This is a genomic window from Rhodococcus sp. PD04, from assembly GCF_035918275.1.
GTDB classification, from domain to species: Bacteria; Actinomycetota; Actinomycetes; order Mycobacteriales; family Mycobacteriaceae; genus Rhodococcus; species Rhodococcus rhodochrous.
On record NZ_CP142143.1, the window covers coordinates 3,535,075 to 3,550,653 of the forward strand.

Annotated in this window: 17 protein-coding genes; 4 read left to right on the forward strand and 13 right to left on the reverse strand. The window is 68.6% G+C overall.

Annotation, left to right across the window (positions count from 1 at the left end; genetic code table 11):
* Positions 1-28: 28 nt before the first annotated feature.
* The 9 genes from ahcY to U9J23_RS16355 form a co-directional block, all read right to left on the reverse strand.
* Entirely contained in the window at positions 29-1,498 is a 1,470-nt protein-coding gene (gene ahcY, locus U9J23_RS16315; protein WP_059382256.1) for an adenosylhomocysteinase, read from the reverse strand.
* 176 nt (positions 1,499-1,674) lie between these two features.
* Positions 1,675-2,280 (reverse strand): TetR/AcrR family transcriptional regulator, encoded by a 606-nt coding sequence (locus U9J23_RS16320; RefSeq protein WP_059382257.1) that lies wholly within the window; start codon positions 2,278-2,280, stop codon positions 1,675-1,677.
* Positions 2,281-2,349: 69 nt separating this feature from the next.
* On the reverse strand, positions 2,350-2,535 hold the full coding sequence (locus U9J23_RS16325; RefSeq protein WP_016694878.1) for a rubredoxin: 186 nt from the start codon (positions 2,533-2,535) through the stop codon (positions 2,350-2,352).
* A complete protein-coding gene (locus U9J23_RS16330) occupies positions 2,532-2,699 on the reverse strand; it encodes a rubredoxin (RefSeq protein ID WP_059382389.1) in 168 nt (55 codons plus the stop codon). The genes U9J23_RS16325 and U9J23_RS16330 overlap by 4 nt, the downstream gene beginning before the upstream one ends.
* A gap of 2 nt (positions 2,700-2,701) precedes the next feature.
* Positions 2,702-3,946 (reverse strand): alkane 1-monooxygenase, encoded by a 1,245-nt coding sequence (locus U9J23_RS16335; RefSeq protein ID WP_085468522.1) that lies wholly within the window; start codon positions 3,944-3,946, stop codon positions 2,702-2,704.
* A gap of 209 nt (positions 3,947-4,155) precedes the next feature.
* Positions 4,156-5,433: a mannose-6-phosphate isomerase, class I gene (gene manA / locus U9J23_RS16340; RefSeq protein ID WP_059382259.1), complete on the reverse strand. Its 1,278-nt coding sequence runs from the start codon at positions 5,431-5,433 to the stop codon at positions 4,156-4,158.
* Positions 5,433-6,518, reverse strand: coding sequence for a hypothetical protein (locus U9J23_RS16345; RefSeq protein ID WP_059382390.1), 1,086 nt, complete (start codon positions 6,516-6,518; stop codon positions 5,433-5,435). Before U9J23_RS16345 ends, manA begins: the two co-directional genes overlap by 1 nt.
* Positions 6,519-6,664: 146 nt before the next feature.
* On the reverse strand, positions 6,665-8,035 hold the full coding sequence (locus tag U9J23_RS16350; protein ID WP_085468523.1) for a phosphomannomutase/phosphoglucomutase: 1,371 nt from the start codon (positions 8,033-8,035) through the stop codon (positions 6,665-6,667).
* A gap of 76 nt (positions 8,036-8,111) precedes the next feature.
* Positions 8,112-8,507, reverse strand: a complete 396-nt coding sequence (locus U9J23_RS16355) for a DUF3499 domain-containing protein (protein ID WP_174479619.1) — start codon at positions 8,505-8,507, stop codon at positions 8,112-8,114.
* Between the two features lie 87 nt (positions 8,508-8,594).
* Here U9J23_RS16355 and U9J23_RS16360 point away from each other — a divergent pair, with 87 nt between their 5' ends.
* Complete coding sequence (locus U9J23_RS16360; RefSeq protein WP_059382262.1) at positions 8,595-9,089, forward strand: metallopeptidase family protein; 495 nt, start codon at positions 8,595-8,597, stop codon at positions 9,087-9,089.
* A gap of 120 nt (positions 9,090-9,209) precedes the next feature.
* Here U9J23_RS16360 and U9J23_RS16365 read toward each other — a convergent pair whose 3' ends face one another.
* On the reverse strand, positions 9,210-9,476 hold the full coding sequence (locus U9J23_RS16365; RefSeq protein WP_167388378.1) for a WhiB family transcriptional regulator: 267 nt from the start codon (positions 9,474-9,476) through the stop codon (positions 9,210-9,212).
* 334 nt (positions 9,477-9,810) lie between these two features.
* Here U9J23_RS16365 and cofD point away from each other — a divergent pair, with 334 nt between their 5' ends.
* The 3 genes from cofD to U9J23_RS16380 are packed head-to-tail and all read left to right on the forward strand — an operon-like array spanning position 9,811 to position 12,724.
* The gene (gene cofD / locus U9J23_RS16370) at positions 9,811-10,800 is read left to right on the forward strand and encodes a 2-phospho-L-lactate transferase (protein ID WP_326598875.1); all 990 of its coding nucleotides are present in this window, start codon (positions 9,811-9,813) and stop codon (positions 10,798-10,800) included.
* Complete coding sequence (locus tag U9J23_RS16375; protein WP_059382265.1) at positions 10,800-12,167, forward strand: coenzyme F420-0:L-glutamate ligase; 1,368 nt, start codon at positions 10,800-10,802, stop codon at positions 12,165-12,167. Before cofD ends, U9J23_RS16375 begins: the two co-directional genes overlap by 1 nt.
* Before the next feature lie 2 nt (positions 12,168-12,169).
* Complete coding sequence (locus U9J23_RS16380; RefSeq protein WP_059382266.1) at positions 12,170-12,724, forward strand: NUDIX hydrolase; 555 nt, start codon at positions 12,170-12,172, stop codon at positions 12,722-12,724.
* 39 nt (positions 12,725-12,763) lie between these two features.
* Here the strand turns inward: U9J23_RS16380 and U9J23_RS16385 are convergent, their stop codons facing one another.
* From U9J23_RS16385 to U9J23_RS16395, 3 genes are read right to left on the reverse strand one after another with little or no spacing between them, the layout of a single operon-like run.
* Positions 12,764-13,528, reverse strand: coding sequence for an SGNH/GDSL hydrolase family protein (locus U9J23_RS16385; protein ID WP_059382267.1), 765 nt, complete (start codon positions 13,526-13,528; stop codon positions 12,764-12,766).
* A 14-nt stretch (positions 13,529-13,542) separates the two neighbouring features.
* Positions 13,543-14,628 carry a sugar phosphate nucleotidyltransferase gene (locus tag U9J23_RS16390; RefSeq protein WP_059382268.1) on the reverse strand — a complete coding sequence of 362 codons (1,086 nt, stop codon included), beginning with the start codon at positions 14,626-14,628 and terminating at the stop codon, positions 13,543-13,545.
* Entirely contained in the window at positions 14,618-15,544 is a 927-nt protein-coding gene (locus tag U9J23_RS16395) for a glycosyltransferase family 2 protein (protein WP_059382391.1), read from the reverse strand. Before U9J23_RS16395 ends, U9J23_RS16390 begins: the two co-directional genes overlap by 11 nt.
* Between the last annotated feature and the right edge of the window lie 35 nt (positions 15,545-15,579).

The window sequence follows — 15,579 nt, forward strand, 5'->3', positions numbered from 1 at the left end:
CTTCGTGTTTCCCGTCGAGTTGCCGGGATCAGTAGCGGTAGTGCTCGGGCTTGTACGGGCCCTCGACGTCGACGCCGATGTACTCGGCCTGCTCCTTGGTCAGCTTCGTGATCCGTCCGCCGAGCGCCTCGACGTGGATCTTCGCGACCTTCTCGTCGAGGTGCTTGGGCAGGCGGTAGACCTCGTTGTCGTACTCGTCGGGCTTGGTCCACAGCTCGATCTGGGCGATCACCTGGTTGGCGAACGAGTTGCTCATCACGAAGGAGGGGTGGCCCGTGGCGTTGCCGAGGTTGAGCAGGCGGCCCTCCGACAGGACGATGATCGAATGACCGTCGGCGAAGGTGAACTCGTCGACCTGCGGCTTGATGTTGACCCGCGTGACGTCGGCGGCCCGCTCGAGGCCGGCCATGTCGATCTCGTTGTCGAAGTGGCCGATGTTGCCGAGGATGGCCTGGTGCTTCATCGCCTTCATGTGCTCGAAGGTGATGATGTCCTTGTTGCCGGTCGCGGTGATGATGATGTCGGCCTGGCCGATGAAGTCCTCGACCGTCACGACGTCGTAGCCGTCCATCATGGCCTGCAGGGCGTTGATCGGGTCGACCTCGGTGACCGAGACTCGTGCACCCTGGCCGCGCAGGGCCTCGGCGCAGCCCTTGCCGACGTCGCCGTAACCGCACACCAGCGCGGCCTTGCCGCCGATGAGGACGTCGGTGCCGCGGTTGATGCCGTCGAGCAGCGAGTGCCGGGTGCCGTACTTGTTGTCGAACTTGCTCTTGGTGACCGAGTCGTTGACGTTGATCGCGGGGAACGTGAGTTCGCCGGCAGCGGAGAGCTGGTACAGGCGCAGGACGCCCGTGGTGGTCTCCTCGGTGACACCCTTGACGGACTCGGCGACGGTGGTCCACTTCTTCGAGTCGGCGGCGAGCGAGCGGCGCAGCAGCTCGAGGAAGACCTTGTACTCGGCGGAGTCCTGCTCGTCGTCGATCGGCGGCACGACGCCGGCCTTCTCGAACTGGGCGCCCTTGAGCACGAGCATCGTGGCGTCGCCGCCGTCGTCGAGGATCATGTTGGCGGGTTCGCCGGGCCAGGTGAGCATCTGCTCGGCCGCCCACCAGTACTCCTCGAGGGTCTCGCCCTTCCAGGCGAAGACCGGGACGCCCTTGGGCTCCTCGGGGGTGCCGTGCGGGCCGACGACGACGGCCGCGGCGGCGTGGTCCTGGGTGGAGAAGATGTTGCACGACGCCCAGCGCACCTGCGCGCCGAGGGAGACGAGCGTTTCGATGAGCACAGCGGTCTGGACCGTCATGTGCAGCGAGCCGGAGATCCGTGCGCCCTTCAGCGGCTGCACCTCCGCGTACTCGCGACGCAGCGCCATCAGGCCCGGCATCTCGTGTTCGGCGAGCCGGATCTCCTTGCGCCCGAACTCGGCGAGGGACAGATCGGCGACCTTGAAATCGAGACCGTTGACCCGGTCGGCTACGAGCGTGGTGTCAGACACGTGCAGATGCCTCTTCCTGTCGGCAGACGATGTTGGTTCCAGGCTATACAACCTGCGCAAGAAGGAGCCCGGCAGATCGACTCCCGACGGGATCCACCCGACTTCCCGGACGGCCTGTGGGCGCCCGCCGCGTACAGCGGACCCGTTCCGGAACCCGCGTACAGCGACCATGTGCGTCAGCCGCGTACGGCGGCCCGTTCGACGAACGGCACGAGCAGATCGGCGAGGTCGGCGGCGACATCGCGCCCCGAGGAAGGCGGCATCGAGACGAAGCTCAGCGCGACCCGCACGACGGCCCGCGCGAGGATCCCGGCATCGGACTCGGACGCCGCGATCCAGCTGTGGTGGAAAGTCTCCGTGAGGCGACCCGCGCCCCGCTCGAGAATGGGGGCGGCATCGGTGGTGATCAGGCGCAGCAGGTCGGGCTTGGCCTCCCCGCTCAGCAGGGACTGCACCAGGGGGTCGGCGGCGGACGCCTCGAAGAAGAACGTGAAACCATCCATGAGCGCGGCCCGCGCGTCGCCGACGTGGGCGTACACCGAATCGGCCACGGCGTCGACGAACTCGTCGACCAGACGCAGCGCATATCCCTGGGCGAGCCCCTGCCGGGAGGAGAACTCCTTGTAGAGGGTCTGCCGGCTGATGCCGGCGGCCCGGGCGACATCACTCATGGTGACCGCCGACCAGTCACGTTCGAGCAGCAGCTCGCGCATCGCGTCGAGGATCGTCGAGCGCAGCAGCACCCGACTGGCCTCGTGGAAGGGAACCCGCGCGTTCGACATGGTGGGAACGCTCTCACGCACGGATGTGCTCGTCAAAGCAACACGGGCAGTGATCCACCGGGGAGCGGTTCACCGGCGGACGATCTCGACCATCTCGAAGTCGGCCTTGGCGGCACCGCAGTCCGGGCAGGACCAGTCGTCGGGGATGTCCTCCCATCGGGTGCCGGGTTCGATGCCCTCGTCGGGCCATCCTTCGGCCTCGTCGTACTCGAATCCGCACACGAGACAACGGAACAAACGGTAGTCGGTGCTCACGGGGTGTACTCCTCGAAATCGGTCTTCTCCCGGACTCCGCAGTCGGGGCACGGCCAATCGTCGGGTACGTCGGACCACGGGGTGCCGGCCGGGAAGCCCTCCCGGGGAACACCGGCGGTCTCGTCGTACACGAACTCGCAGACGGGACAGCGGTAGGACGCCATGATCACTTCCTTTCCGCGGCAGCGGGATCCGATGCTCCGTAGCGGGCCAGGATCTTCTCGCGCCGACGCGGTTCGATGTTGACGCGGGTGATGTCGCCGTCGTAGTGGTCGAGCACGCGGTGGTCCATGACCTTGCGCCACAGCGGCGGGATGTAGGCGAGGGTGATCATCGTCGCGTAACCCGCGGGCAGCTGCGGCGAGACCTCCATGCTGCGCAGGGTCTGGTAGCGCCGCGTGGGATTGGCGTGATGGTCGCTGTGCCGCTGCAGGTGGTACAGGAAGATGTTCGTCACGAGATGGTCGCTGTTCCAGCTGTGTGCGGGCGAGCAGCGCTCGTAGCGTCCCTTCGCGGTCTTCTGCCGCAGCAGACCGTAGTGCTCGAGGTAGTTCACGACCTCGAGCAACGAGAACCCGAAGATTGCCTGGATCACGAGATACGGCGCGATCGACAGGCCGAAGACGCCGAGGAGCACCGCGTACAGCACGACGGAGATGGCCCACGCGTTGAGGACGTCGTTGTGCACGCTCCACACCGGCTTGCCGAGGCGCTCGAGACGGGCCCGTTCGAGGCGCCACGCCGACCTCAGGCTGCCGACGACAGTACGGGGCAGGAAGCGCCAGAAGCTCTCCCCGAACCGGGCCGAGGCCGGGTCCTCCGGGGTGGCGACCCGCACGTGGTGACCGCGATTGTGCTCGATGTAGAAGTGTCCGTAGAACGACGGGGCGAGCGCCCACTTCGACAGTCGCCGTTCGAATTCGACCTTCTTGTGGCCGAGTTCGTGCGCCGTGTTGATGCCGATGCCCGCGACCACGCCGACCGAGACCGCGAGACCGATCTTCGACATCACACCGAGTCCGCCGTCGATGCCGAGCCAGGACAGATCCTCGGCCGACCAGAGGTAGCAAGCGAAGACCAGCGACGCGAACTGGAACGGCAGGTAGAGGTAGGTGCAGTAGCGGTAGAAACGGTCGTTCTCGAGTTGCTCGAACAACTCCTCGGGCGGGTTCTCGCCGTCGGGTCCGACGAACAGGTCGAGCAGTGGGACGAGGACGTAGATCAGCAGGGGGCCGATCCACCACAGGACCGGGGTGACGCTCTGCAGACCGAGCTCGTTCCCGCCCCACACCAGGGCCGTGGCGACGAACAGTGCCGTCGGGGGCACCAGCCCCAGAAGCCACAGATGGCGCTTCCGGTCGCGCCACTGGAGATCGGGTCGATCCACCGAATCCGCGGATGCCGTACTCATGTCGGGTCTCCTCATCACCGTCGATGGCGCCGATGCGCCACCACTCGGTGACGCACACCACTCATACCTTGACTCTAGGCCGCTATCCGTCCGAGGTCTAGACATATGGAGGAATTTGTAAATCTCACGAAGGCGCATCCGGAAACGACGAAGGCGAGCCCGTGCGGGCTCGCCTTCGATTCGATTCCGTCCCTACAGGGACCCCTGTTTCAGGACTCGTCGGTCACCGATCCCGGTATCTCGCCGAGACGGGCCCGGAAGACCTGCGTGTCCGCGGCAGAACCGTGGACGGTCGGATTCCGGTCGCACGCGGACAACCACGCCGAGTCGCCGGGCTTCAGCGTCACCGACTCGCCGTCGCACTCGACGCGGACATCGCCCGAGGTGCACAACAGGATCTGCGGACCGTCGGCACCGACCCCGAGGCTGTCGCCCGCGCCGAGGTCGATACGCGACAGCGCGAATTCCGGTGCCGGGGTCCGGTACCGGCGTTCGATCGGTCCCTGTCCCGGCCCGGTCTCCGCCGGGGTCTCCGGCACGGCTTCGAGAATCGGCACCGAGGCCGCCCCGAAGTCGAGCACCCGCAGCAGTTCGGGCACGTCCACGTGCTTCGGGGTGAGACCCCCGCGCAGCACGTTGTCGGAGTTCGCCATGATCTCGACACCCATGCCGTGCAGATAGGCGTGCAGATTTCCCGCGTCGAGGTACAGGCCCTCGCCCGGTTGCAGGGTGATGCGGTTGAGCAGCAGCGAGGCGAGCACTCCGGCGTCGCCGGGATAGAAGTCCGCCAGCTGCAGGGCCGTACGCACCTCCGGAACGAAATCGCGTTCGCCCTCTCGTCCGGCCGCGAGATAGGTCACGCACCCGTCGAGCACCCGCGGCAGCAGCGCCGCGAGAGCGGGCGGGGGCAACGTGATCCAGGTGGTGAACAGCGCCCGCAGACCACTCGAATCGGGTTGGCCCGCGAGCAGTCCCACATAGGGGTCGAGTTCCGGAACGGCCAGCGCCTCGAACAGCTCCACGGTCCGTTTCGGGTCGCGGAAGCCGGCCAGGGCCTCGAACCGGGTCAGCGCCACCACGAGCTCGGGCTTGTGGCTGGCGTCCTTGTAGTTGCGGACGGGCGAGTCGATCGGGATGCCGAGTGCTTCCTCACGAGCGAAGCCCTCGGCCGCCTGACCGGCGCTGGGATGCGCCTGCAGCGACAGCGGCTCTTCCGCCGCCAGCAGCTTGAGGAGGAAGGGCAGCCGGGGACCGAACGCCCCCACCGTGCGATCACCGAGGTGTCGCTGCGGATCGGCCGACAGCACGTCGAGCAGCGAATGCTCGTCACCGTCCGGATCCACCAGCCTGGCGGGATCGGCCGGGTGCGCACCGAGCCACAACTCGGCCTCGGGATGATGGGAGGGCACATTGCGGCCACGCAGGGTGGCGATCGCGGTCCGCGACCCCCAGGCGTACGAGCGCACCGCACCTTCGAGTCGGTGCACTATCTCCCCCCTGCCAATCCGAGATACGCGGCCGCCATCTCTGTGCGGACGGTCAACACTGCCACCTGTTCCAGCACGGTGGGAACCGTACTCGATTCGAATTCTCCGATCACGGACATCAGTTCCACATCCGGAAGCGCCGCCGTCCTGCGCTGCGCCGCCGAACGGTCGGGGTCCGTGCTGACCACGAACACCCGTGCCGGCGCGATCGGTGCCGGTCCGTCGAGCTCCTCGTCGTGGAAGAACGGGTCGTAGTTCTCGCCGCTCGCGGTGACGACGTTCGTGAGCCGGTCGCGCGCGACCAGCACGTCGCTCAGTGCCGCAGCGCCGGCGACCACCCCCGCCTCCTGGAGCAGGGATTCCGAGGCGTGCCGTGCAAGCACCGTCGTCACGGCGGAATCTCCCGCGAACACCACACGACGCGACTGCATGCGCACCGCGAGGGACTTCGCCGGATTGTGGAAGACCTCGTTCGACGGGTGATTGCGCGCCGCTTCCTCGTCGGCCGTGTCGGCGACCTCGGCGAGCGGCGGAACACCGGTGATCCGGACGGCGCGCTGCAGCACACCGAGCACCGCGCAGAACACCGCGACGTGCCGGGCGAGCACATACCGGGTCTGGACCCGGACGCGCGGCGGCAACGACATCGCGCGACCGGCCGAGACCGCCCGCACCGGACCTTCGTCCGGGGCGTCGACGACGACCTCCGCACTGCGCCGCAATCCGGCGTCGATGCTGCGCGCCAGCTCGGGATCGCCGGCGTCGTTCCCCGAGACCACCACGACGTCGAGCGCGCCGACCCAGGGTGGGGTGGCAGGTGCGGAGACCAGCGGTACACCGGCCTGCCCACCGAACATCGCGACGACCAGTTCCGCGGCCGACCGGGCGCGGGCGTCGGTGCCGACGAAGACGACACTGCGGGGGTGCATGTCGGTGAGCCGGCCGAGCAGACCTTCGTCGACCGCCGCGGCGACCGCGCGGATCTGAGCGCCGCCGAGGGCCGCGCTCCTGAGGATGCCATCGACATCGGCGGCGAGAACACCGCCCGCATCGTCGAAGTCGAACAGCGGTGAGGGAGCCGTCACGACCGCATCACCTTCCTTCCGCCGCCGCGACCTCGGCGAGCCGGCTGACAGGGCCCGGTCGGCCACCGACCCGAGATCGGTGCTCCGCCGAACCGACACCGGCACACCCTGCACCGGCACTTCGATTATTCCCGTTGTCCCTCCGTCTACGCACGAACGACGGAAAGGATCTCCTTCACCAATGCCTCGACCTCGCCGTCCGTGCGTGCCTCCACGTTGAGCCGCAGCAACGGCTCGGTGTTGGACGCGCGCAGGTTGAACCATGCGTTGTCGGGCAGGTCGACGGTGACACCGTCGAGCCGGTCGATCGACACCGCGCGGTCCTCGAACGCCGCGACGACGGCCTCGGTGCGCTCGGCGGCATCGGCGACCGTCGAGTTGATCTCGCCCGACGCCGCGTAGCGGTTGTAGGAGCTCATCAGCTCGGAGAGCGGACCGTCCTGCGCGGCGAGTGCGGCGAGGACGTGCAGGGCCGCGAGCATGCCGGAGTCGGCACCCCAGAAGTCGCGGAAGTAGTAGTGCGCCGAGTGTTCCCCACCGAAGACGGCACCGGTCTCGGCCATCTGCTGCTTGATGAACGAGTGCCCGACCCGGGTGCGGACCGGCTTGCCGCCCTGCTCGGCGACGAGCTCGGGCACCACGCGGGAGGTGATGAGGTTGTGGATGATCGTCGACCCGGGCTCCTTGGCGAGTTCGCGGGCGGCGACGAGGGCCGTGACCGCGGACGGGGTGACCGGTTCGCCACGCTCGTCGACGACGAAGCAACGATCGGCGTCGCCGTCGAAGGCCAGACCCACGTCGGCGCCGGACTCGACGACCAGACGCTGGAGGTCGACGAGGTTGGCGGGATCGAGGGGGTTGGCCTCGTGGTTCGGGAAGGTGCCGTCGAGTTCGAAGTACAGCGGCACGAGATCCACAGGCAGAGCGCCGAAGACGGCGGGGACGGTGTGGCCGCCCATGCCGTTGCCGGCGTCGACCGCCACCTTCAGCGGCCGCATCTCCGCGAGATCGACCAGGCCGCGGACGAACGAGGCGTAGTCCTCGAGGACGTCCTGCTCGGTGACGCTGCCGCGCTCGCCCTCGTAGGCTGGCACACCCTCGACGAGATCGGCGGAGATCTGCGCCAGACCGGTGTCCTGGCCGACGGGCTTGGCACCGGCACGGCAGAGCTTGATGCCGTTGTACTTCGCGGGATTGTGGCTGGCGGTGAACATCGCGCCGGGTGCGTCGAGCAGGCCCGACGCGAAGTAGAGCTGGTCGGTGGACGCGAGTCCGATCAGCACCACGTCGAGTCCCTGCGCGGTGACCCCGTCTGCGAAGGCCTGCGACAGAGAGGGGGACGAGGCGCGCATGTCGTGCCCGATCACCACGCGCTCCGCGCTGCCCTCACTGCGCAACAGGCGTGCGAACGACGCTCCGACCTCGCGGACGAACTCTTCGTCGATCTGCTCTCCGACGACTCCCCGTACGTCGTAGGCCTTGATGACTGCTGACACCGACTCGGCAGCTCTCGCCACTGTATTAGCTCCTGAACTCGACTCGTGCGATGTCGTCCTCCGCGACATCGCACTCGCTCAGCCTAGTGCGAACGGCTCAGGACGTGGGATCGGGAAGAACACGCAGGTGACCGCGTCGGCCGGTGCGTGCGGTGGGAGGCACGACGGCCCGTTGGGGCTCCTCGGCGGCGTCGTCGCCCGAGTCGGGACGGGAACGCTCCCCCAGGCCGGCCTCGCGTACAGCCTCGGCGAGGGCGGTCAGATCGTCCTCGTCGGGGGTAGCCGACGAGAACGCTCCCTCGTATCGGACGAGTTCCCAGCCCTTCGGTGCCGTGATGCGCGAACCGTGCATCTCGCAGAGATCCCACGAGTGAGGTTCCGCGACGGTCGCCAGGGGACCGACAACGGCAGTGGAGTCCGAGTACACGTAGGTCAGCGTCGCAACAGCAGGGTTCTTGCACCCAGGCCGGCAGCATCGACGCAGTGTTCTCACGACTGGGAGCGTAGCGCGCCGGGCGCGCCAGGACTATTCGGACACACCGAAAGGGTGGGGCGATTTTCGTGTCGTAGTGTCCATGGCATGGTCCGCGCACGACGTTCCCGCCCTGTGTCGTCCCGCTCCGTGGCACGCCGCGGCAGGGGAATCCGCGGTCCCCTGTTCCCGCAGAGCCTGCCGGCGTGGAAGACGCGCGCCGAGAAGTTCGACCTGCTCGTGCTCGGGGCGTTCGCGCCGATCGACGCGCGCTGGCACGACCGCCTCACCAAGCTCGACATCGCCGTCGACGAGGTCCCGAAGATCCGGGCACGCGATCCCGACTCGGTCAACTGGCCGGACGAGGTGGTCGCCGACGGACCGGTGCCGTTGTCCCGGCTCGTGCCGGCGGGGATCGATCGACGGGGCGCCGCCACCCGGGCGCGGATCGTGTTGTTCCGCCGGCCGCTCGAGGTGCGGGCGAAGGATCCGGACGACCTGACGGATCTGGTGCACGACGTCCTCGTGCACCAGGTGGCCACCTATCTCGGTGTCGAACCGGAAGTGGTGGACCCGACACTCGGCGAGGACGACGAGGACTGAACGACATCCGGATATGACGAAGGCCGGGTTGCTCGTCCCCCACGGCCGCAACCCGACCTTCGTCGTCCGACTCGGTGTTTCACTCGGTCCCGTACTCCCCGTACCGGGCCGAACCCCTCGTCAGACTATTCCGCGCTTGAGGCGACGGCGTTCCCTCTCGGAAAGCCCGCCCCAGATACCGAACCGCTCGTCGTGGGCGAGTGCGTATTCGAGACAGTCGTCCCGGACCTCACACCCCATGCAGATGCGCTTGGCCTCCCTGGTGGAGCCACCCTTCTCGGGGAAGAATGCCTCCGGATCGGTCTGCGCACAGAGCGCACGCTCCTGCCACTGCTCCTCGCCATCCGCTGGGTCGCCGAATCCCGAAATCAAACTCAGGACGGGCACCCCGACGTCCGGGTAGTCACAGACAGCCTCGACTGCAGTATCGCTTCGAGTGAGCTCGAAGCTGTCGCGCTCGCCGGCCATTGTCCCTCCTCACCTGCAGCGCCGAATCATGACCGGGGATCAACCCGCTGCCATCCTTCGAATACTCGTTCGAATGCGGGTTCACCGCAAGGGATCTCGAATTCGATTATCGAATGACATGTATGTGATTAGACACTTCGGGTGTGTCGCGGTCAAGCGGAGCGGCGTTGTTCACATATCATCGGCCGCTTTGCCGAAACGCGTTTCGGACGGTGCGCGACCGGGTAGACGACGCACCGCTTAGGCTTGGGCCGTGAATGTGACTGTATTGGTCGGAGGTGTCGGTGGGGCGCGTTTTCTCTCAGGTTTGCGCCGACTTCTCGATATTTCCCCCGGCGTGGAGCCGAATCCGGACGCGGCACACCGCATCACGGCGGTGGTCAACGTCGGCGACGACGTGTGGATGCACGGTCTGAGGATCTGTCCGGATCTCGACACCTGCATGTACACCCTGGGCGGTGGGATCGACACGGAACGCGGCTGGGGTCGCGCCGGCGAGACCTGGAACGCCAAGAAGGAACTCGCCGCCTACGGGGCGATTCCCGACTGGTTCGGTCTCGGCGACCGCGACATCGCCACCCACCTCATCCGGACGCAGATGCTGCGGACCGGCTATCCGCTCTCCGCGATCACCGAAGCACTGTGCACGCGGTGGAAGCCGGGCGTGACCCTGCTGCCGGTCTCCGACGACCGCAGCGAGACCCACGTCGTCATCACCGATCCCGAGGACGGTGAGCAGCGCGCCGTGCACTTCGAGGAATGGTGGGTCCGCCACCGCGCCCAGGTGCCGACGCACAGCTTCGCCCACATCGGCGCAGAAGAAGCCGAGCCGGCCCCCGGTGTGCTCGAGGCGATCGAGAACGCCGACGCGGTCGTCCTGGCCCCGTCGAACCCCGTCGTCAGCGTCGGGGCGATCCTCGCGATCCCCGGCATCCGCGGGGCGCTGCGCACCACGTCGGCGAAGGTCGTCGGCCTGTCCCCCGTCATCGACGGCAAGCCCCTGCGCGGCATGGCCGATGAGTGTCTGGACGTCATCGGAGTGGAGACCTCCGCCGAGGCCGTCGGCCGGTACTACGGCGCCCGCTCGGGCACAGGCATTCTCGACGGCTGGCTCGTGCACTCGACCGACAGCGCCGAGGTGCCGGGTGTCGAGGTCCGATCCGTTCCGCTGCTCATGACCGACACCGACGCGACCGCCGAGATGGCCCGCGCCGCCCTCGACCTCGCCGGAGTGACCCTGTGATGCCGGACGCCGTCGCCGACCCCGCAGTGCGTGACCACGCGCCGGGTGGCCCGATCGAGATCCTGCCCGTCGCCGGGCTTCCCGAATTCCGGCCCGGCGACGACCTGGCCGCGGCCGTCGCGCAGGCCGCACCGTGGCTGGCCGACGGGGACGTCCTCGTCGTCACCAGCAAGGTGGTCTCGAAGGTCGAGGGACGGATCGTCGCCGCACCCACCGATCCCGACGCCCGCGACGCGCTCCGCCGCCGCCTCGTGAACGAGGAAGCGGTCCGCGTGCTGGCACGCAAGGGCCGCACCCTCATCACCGAGAACAAGCTCGGCATCGTGCAGGCGGCCTCCGGAATCGACGGGTCGAACGTCGACAGTGCCGAACTCGCACTGCTGCCCGAGAATCCCGACGCGAGCGCAGCGACCCTTCGCGAACGGCTCGGTGCGCTGCTCGGTGTCCGGGTCGCCGTAGTGGTCACCGACACCATGGGGCGCGCCTGGCGCAACGGCCAGACCGACGCCGCGATCGGCTCGTCCGGGCTTCCCGTCCTGCACGGCTACGCCGGCTCCCACGACTCGCAGGGCAACGAACTGCAGGTGACGTCCGTGGCGGTGGCCGACGAGATCGCCGCCGCAGGCGATCTGGTCAAGGGCAAGCTCGGCGGTGTGCCCGTCGCCGTGGTGCGCGGACTCGACCTGCCCGACGACGGATCCACCGCCCGCGCCCTGATCCGCAGCGGTGAGGACGACCTGTTCTGGCTCGGCACCGAGGAGGCCCTCGAACGCGGCCGGCGCGAGGCACTGCTGCTGCGCCGGTCGGTGCGGCAGTTCGCCTCCGAGCCCGTCGATCCCGAGGATCTGCGTGAGGCGGTCGCCGAGGCCCTCACCGCACCCGCACCCCATCACACACGTCCGGTGCGGTTCGTGTGGGTGCGCACCGAGCAGGTGCGCCGCCGGCTCCTCGACCGCATGCGCGACAAGTGGGCCGAGGATCTCCACGGCGACGGACTCGACCCGGTGGCCGTCGAACGCCGCATCTCCCGTGGCGCGATCCTCTACGACGCACCCGAGGTGATCGTCCCCTTCTGGGTGCCCGACGGAGCACACCACTATCCGGATGCGCGTCGCACCGCGGCCGAAGCCACGATGTTCACCGTCGCCGCCGGTGCGGCGGTGCAGGGTCTGCTCGTCTCCCTCGCGACCCGCGGGCTCGGCAGCTGCTGGATCGGCTCGACGATCTTCGCCCCGGAGGTGGTCCGCGAGGAACTCGGGCTTCCTGCCGAGTGGTCGCCGCTCGGGGCGGTCGCCGTCGGCTACCCGCTCACCGAACCGGAGCCGCGCGAACCCGCGGACCCGGGCGACGCCCTCGTGGAGCTGTAGCCGTGTCGGCGCGTTCCCTGCACGCCTCGGCGATCGACCGGCTCACCGCCTGGCGCACCGACTCCGAGGACGCCGAATCACTGCGGCACACGATGCTGGCGTTCCTCGATTCGGCGCCCGACGGGTGCCTGCGCGAACACGTTCCCGGGCACATCACGGCGTCGTCGATCGTGCTCGATGCCGACCACCGCAACGTGTTGCTCACCCTGCATCCGCGGGTGGGGCGGTGGATCCAGCTCGGCGGACACTGCGAGCCGTCGGACGAGACGGTCGTCGACGCGGCCCTGCGCGAGGCCACCGAGGAATCCGGTATCGCCGATCTGGTGATCGATCCGGAACTGCTCTCGGCGCACACGCATCCGATCACGTGCTCCCTCGGCGTGCCCACCCGTCACCTCGACCTGCGGTTCCTGGTGACCGCACCCGTGGGTGCCCGGCCGGTGCGCAGCGACGAATCCACCGACCTGCAGTGGTGGCCCGTCGACGCGCTGCCGCCGGAGGCCGAGCACGAGACGATCGCGCACATGGTCCGGCTCGCGGCGGCCCGACGGGCCTGAGACGACGCGGCCCGACGGGTCGCCGGGACGAGCGTGAGGTCAGAACCGGACGGGGCCCAATTCGGGGTACTTCGGGGTGACGCCGTCACCGGAGGACACCCCGCGCAACCGCCGGCCCATCCAGGGGACGAGGAACTCGCGCATCCACGCGCGGTCCGCGGCGCGTTCCTGGGCCCGGGTGAGGACGGGTGCCTCGTCGAACTCCACCGGTCCGAGACCGTGTTCGACCCCGAGCAGGTCGAGCACGCGGATCGCCATGTTGTGGTGGCCGGCCGCGGACATGTGTAGTCGGTCGAAGTCCCACATGCGCAGATCGCGGTACTCGTCGAACCTCCAGAAGTCGACGATGGTCGCCCCGTGCCGGTCGGCGATCTCCCGGACGAGCTCGTTGTACACGGCCCACCGGCCGCGCAGGAGCCCGAAGACCGGCGCCCAGCTGCCGTCGTAGGCCGTCCACATCAGGATGCGGGCGCCGGTCGCGGCGAGTTTGCCGATCGCCTCGTCGTACTCGGCCGCGAGTGCGTCGAGGTCGAGTTTCGGACGCATGAGGTTGTTGCCGCCGGCGTAGATCGTCACGAGATCGGGGCGCATCGCCACGGCGGTCTCGAGCTGCTCGTCGATGATCGGTCGCAGCAACCGGCCCCGGATGGCGAGATTCGCGTACGCGAAGTTCTCCGAGTGCCGCGCCAGCTCACCGGCGACGAGATCGGCCCAGCCGCGCAGCCCGTTGGGACGCGACGGGTCCGGGTCGCCGACTCCCTCGGTGAAAGAATCGCCGAGCGCCACATACCGTTCGAAGCTCACTTCGTCCTCTCGACTCAGACGTCGGTACTGAAGCGGATGCCGCCGTCGGGGATCTTCACCCCGGGCCACACCCGCGCACCGCGCAACAGTTCGCACCGGGCACCGATGTCGGCGCCGTCACCGATCACGCCGTCGCGGATCAGGGCACGCGGACCGACCCGCACCCCGAATCCGATGATGGTCCGCTCGATCACCGCACCGGCCTCGACCCGTGCACCGTCGAAGATCACCGCGCCGTCCAGGCGGGCGCCGGCACCGATCTCCGCGCCGCGGCCGACGACCGTGCCACCGATCAGCAGGGCGCCGGGGGCCACGGAGGCACCCGGATGCACGAGCGACTCGCCGCGCTGCGGCGGAAGAGCCGGCGACGGAGCGATACCGCGGACCAGATCGGCCGAACCACGGACGAAGTCCTCCGGGGTGCCCATGTCGCGCCAATAGGCGGCGTCGACGTGCCCGTAGACCTTCTTGCCCTCGGTCAGCAGCGCCGGGAACACCTCGCGCTCCACCGAGACCGGACGGCCCTCGGGGATCTGCTCGATGATCTCGCGGCGGAAGACGTAGCAGCCGGCGTTGATCTGGTCGGTCGGCGGATCCTGGGTCTTCTCGAGGAAGGCGGTCACCCGGCCGTCCTCGTCGGTCGGCACACAGCCGAAGGCACGCGGATCGCTCACCCGCACCAGGTGCAGGGTCACGTCCGCCTCGGTGCGCACATGCGTGTCGAGCACGGCGCCGAGATCGGTGCCACCGAGCACGTCACCGTTGAAGACCATGACGTTGTCGGCACGCAGCTTCGGCAGCACGTTGCGGATACCACCGCCGGTGCCGAGCGGCTCGGTCTCGGTGACGTACTCGATCTCGAGTCCGAAGTCGGACCCGTCGGCGAAGTACTCCTCGAAGACCTCGGCCTTGAACGAGGTGCCGAGCACGACGTGCTTGATGCCCGCCTCACGGATCCGCGCGAGCAGGTGGGTGAGGAAGGGCACCCCCGCGGTGGGCAGCATCGGCTTGGGTGCCGACAGCGTCAGCGGCCGTAGCCGCGTGCCCTGCCCGCCGACCAGAATCACCGCATCGGTGTGCGGTGCCGAATCACTCGTCATCGTCTCCCCTGTTCACTGTCGTGCCGACCGGAATGTTCTGGTCGGTCCTCCCGTTCCGACGCTCCCGCACGGCCGCCGCGACCGCCACTCGCGATCGCACCGCGAGCCCGGCCCGCAACGCCCATCGCAGCGGCGCCTGCCACCCGTGGGGGTGACGGTCCGCCTGGAAGCGGTAGGCACTCTCGTGATGTGCCGGGAGCATCAGTTCGGGGTGCCGTCCGGCCGCGTGGCCCTTGGCGTGTGTGACCACCGCGGACGGCACGTACACGTTGAGCCACCCCGCTCGTCCGAGCCGGTCGCCCAGGTCCACGTCCTCCATGTACATGAAGTATCGCGAATCGAAGCCGTCGATCGAGTCGAAGGCCGCTCGCCGCAGCAGCAGGCACGATCCGGACAGCCAGCCCACGGGGCGTTCGCTGATCTCCTCGTTCTCCTGGCGGTAGCGGCGTGTCCACGGATTGGCCGGCCAGACGGTGCCGAGCAGCGCGTGACCTGCACCGGAGGCGAGGGTGGGGACGGTGCGCGCCGAGGGATAGACGCTTCCGTCCGGTTCGTGGATCAGCGGCCCGAGCGAACCGGCGCGCGGCCAGCGACGCGCCGCGTCGAGCAGTTCGTCGAGCGAACCGGGGTGCCACCGGACGTCCGGGTTCGCGACGACGACGAACTCCGCGGACGGGTCGACCTCGGCGACCGCACGGTTGATCGCGCCGCCGTAACCGATGTTCCCGCCGGTCCGGAGCAGTCGCACGTTCTCGTGTGCCGCCTCGGCGGCCTCGGGAGCACCGTCGGTCGAACCGTTGTCGGCCAGGATCACCTGCGTCGGCAGAACGGTTGCGGAGGTGAGCGAGGTGAGAAAGTTCTCGAGGTGCTCACCGGGCGAGTAGGTCACCGTCACCACGGCCAGCGTCGAATCCACGCCGGTCACCTTAGCGACCTCGACGGTGTGCGACA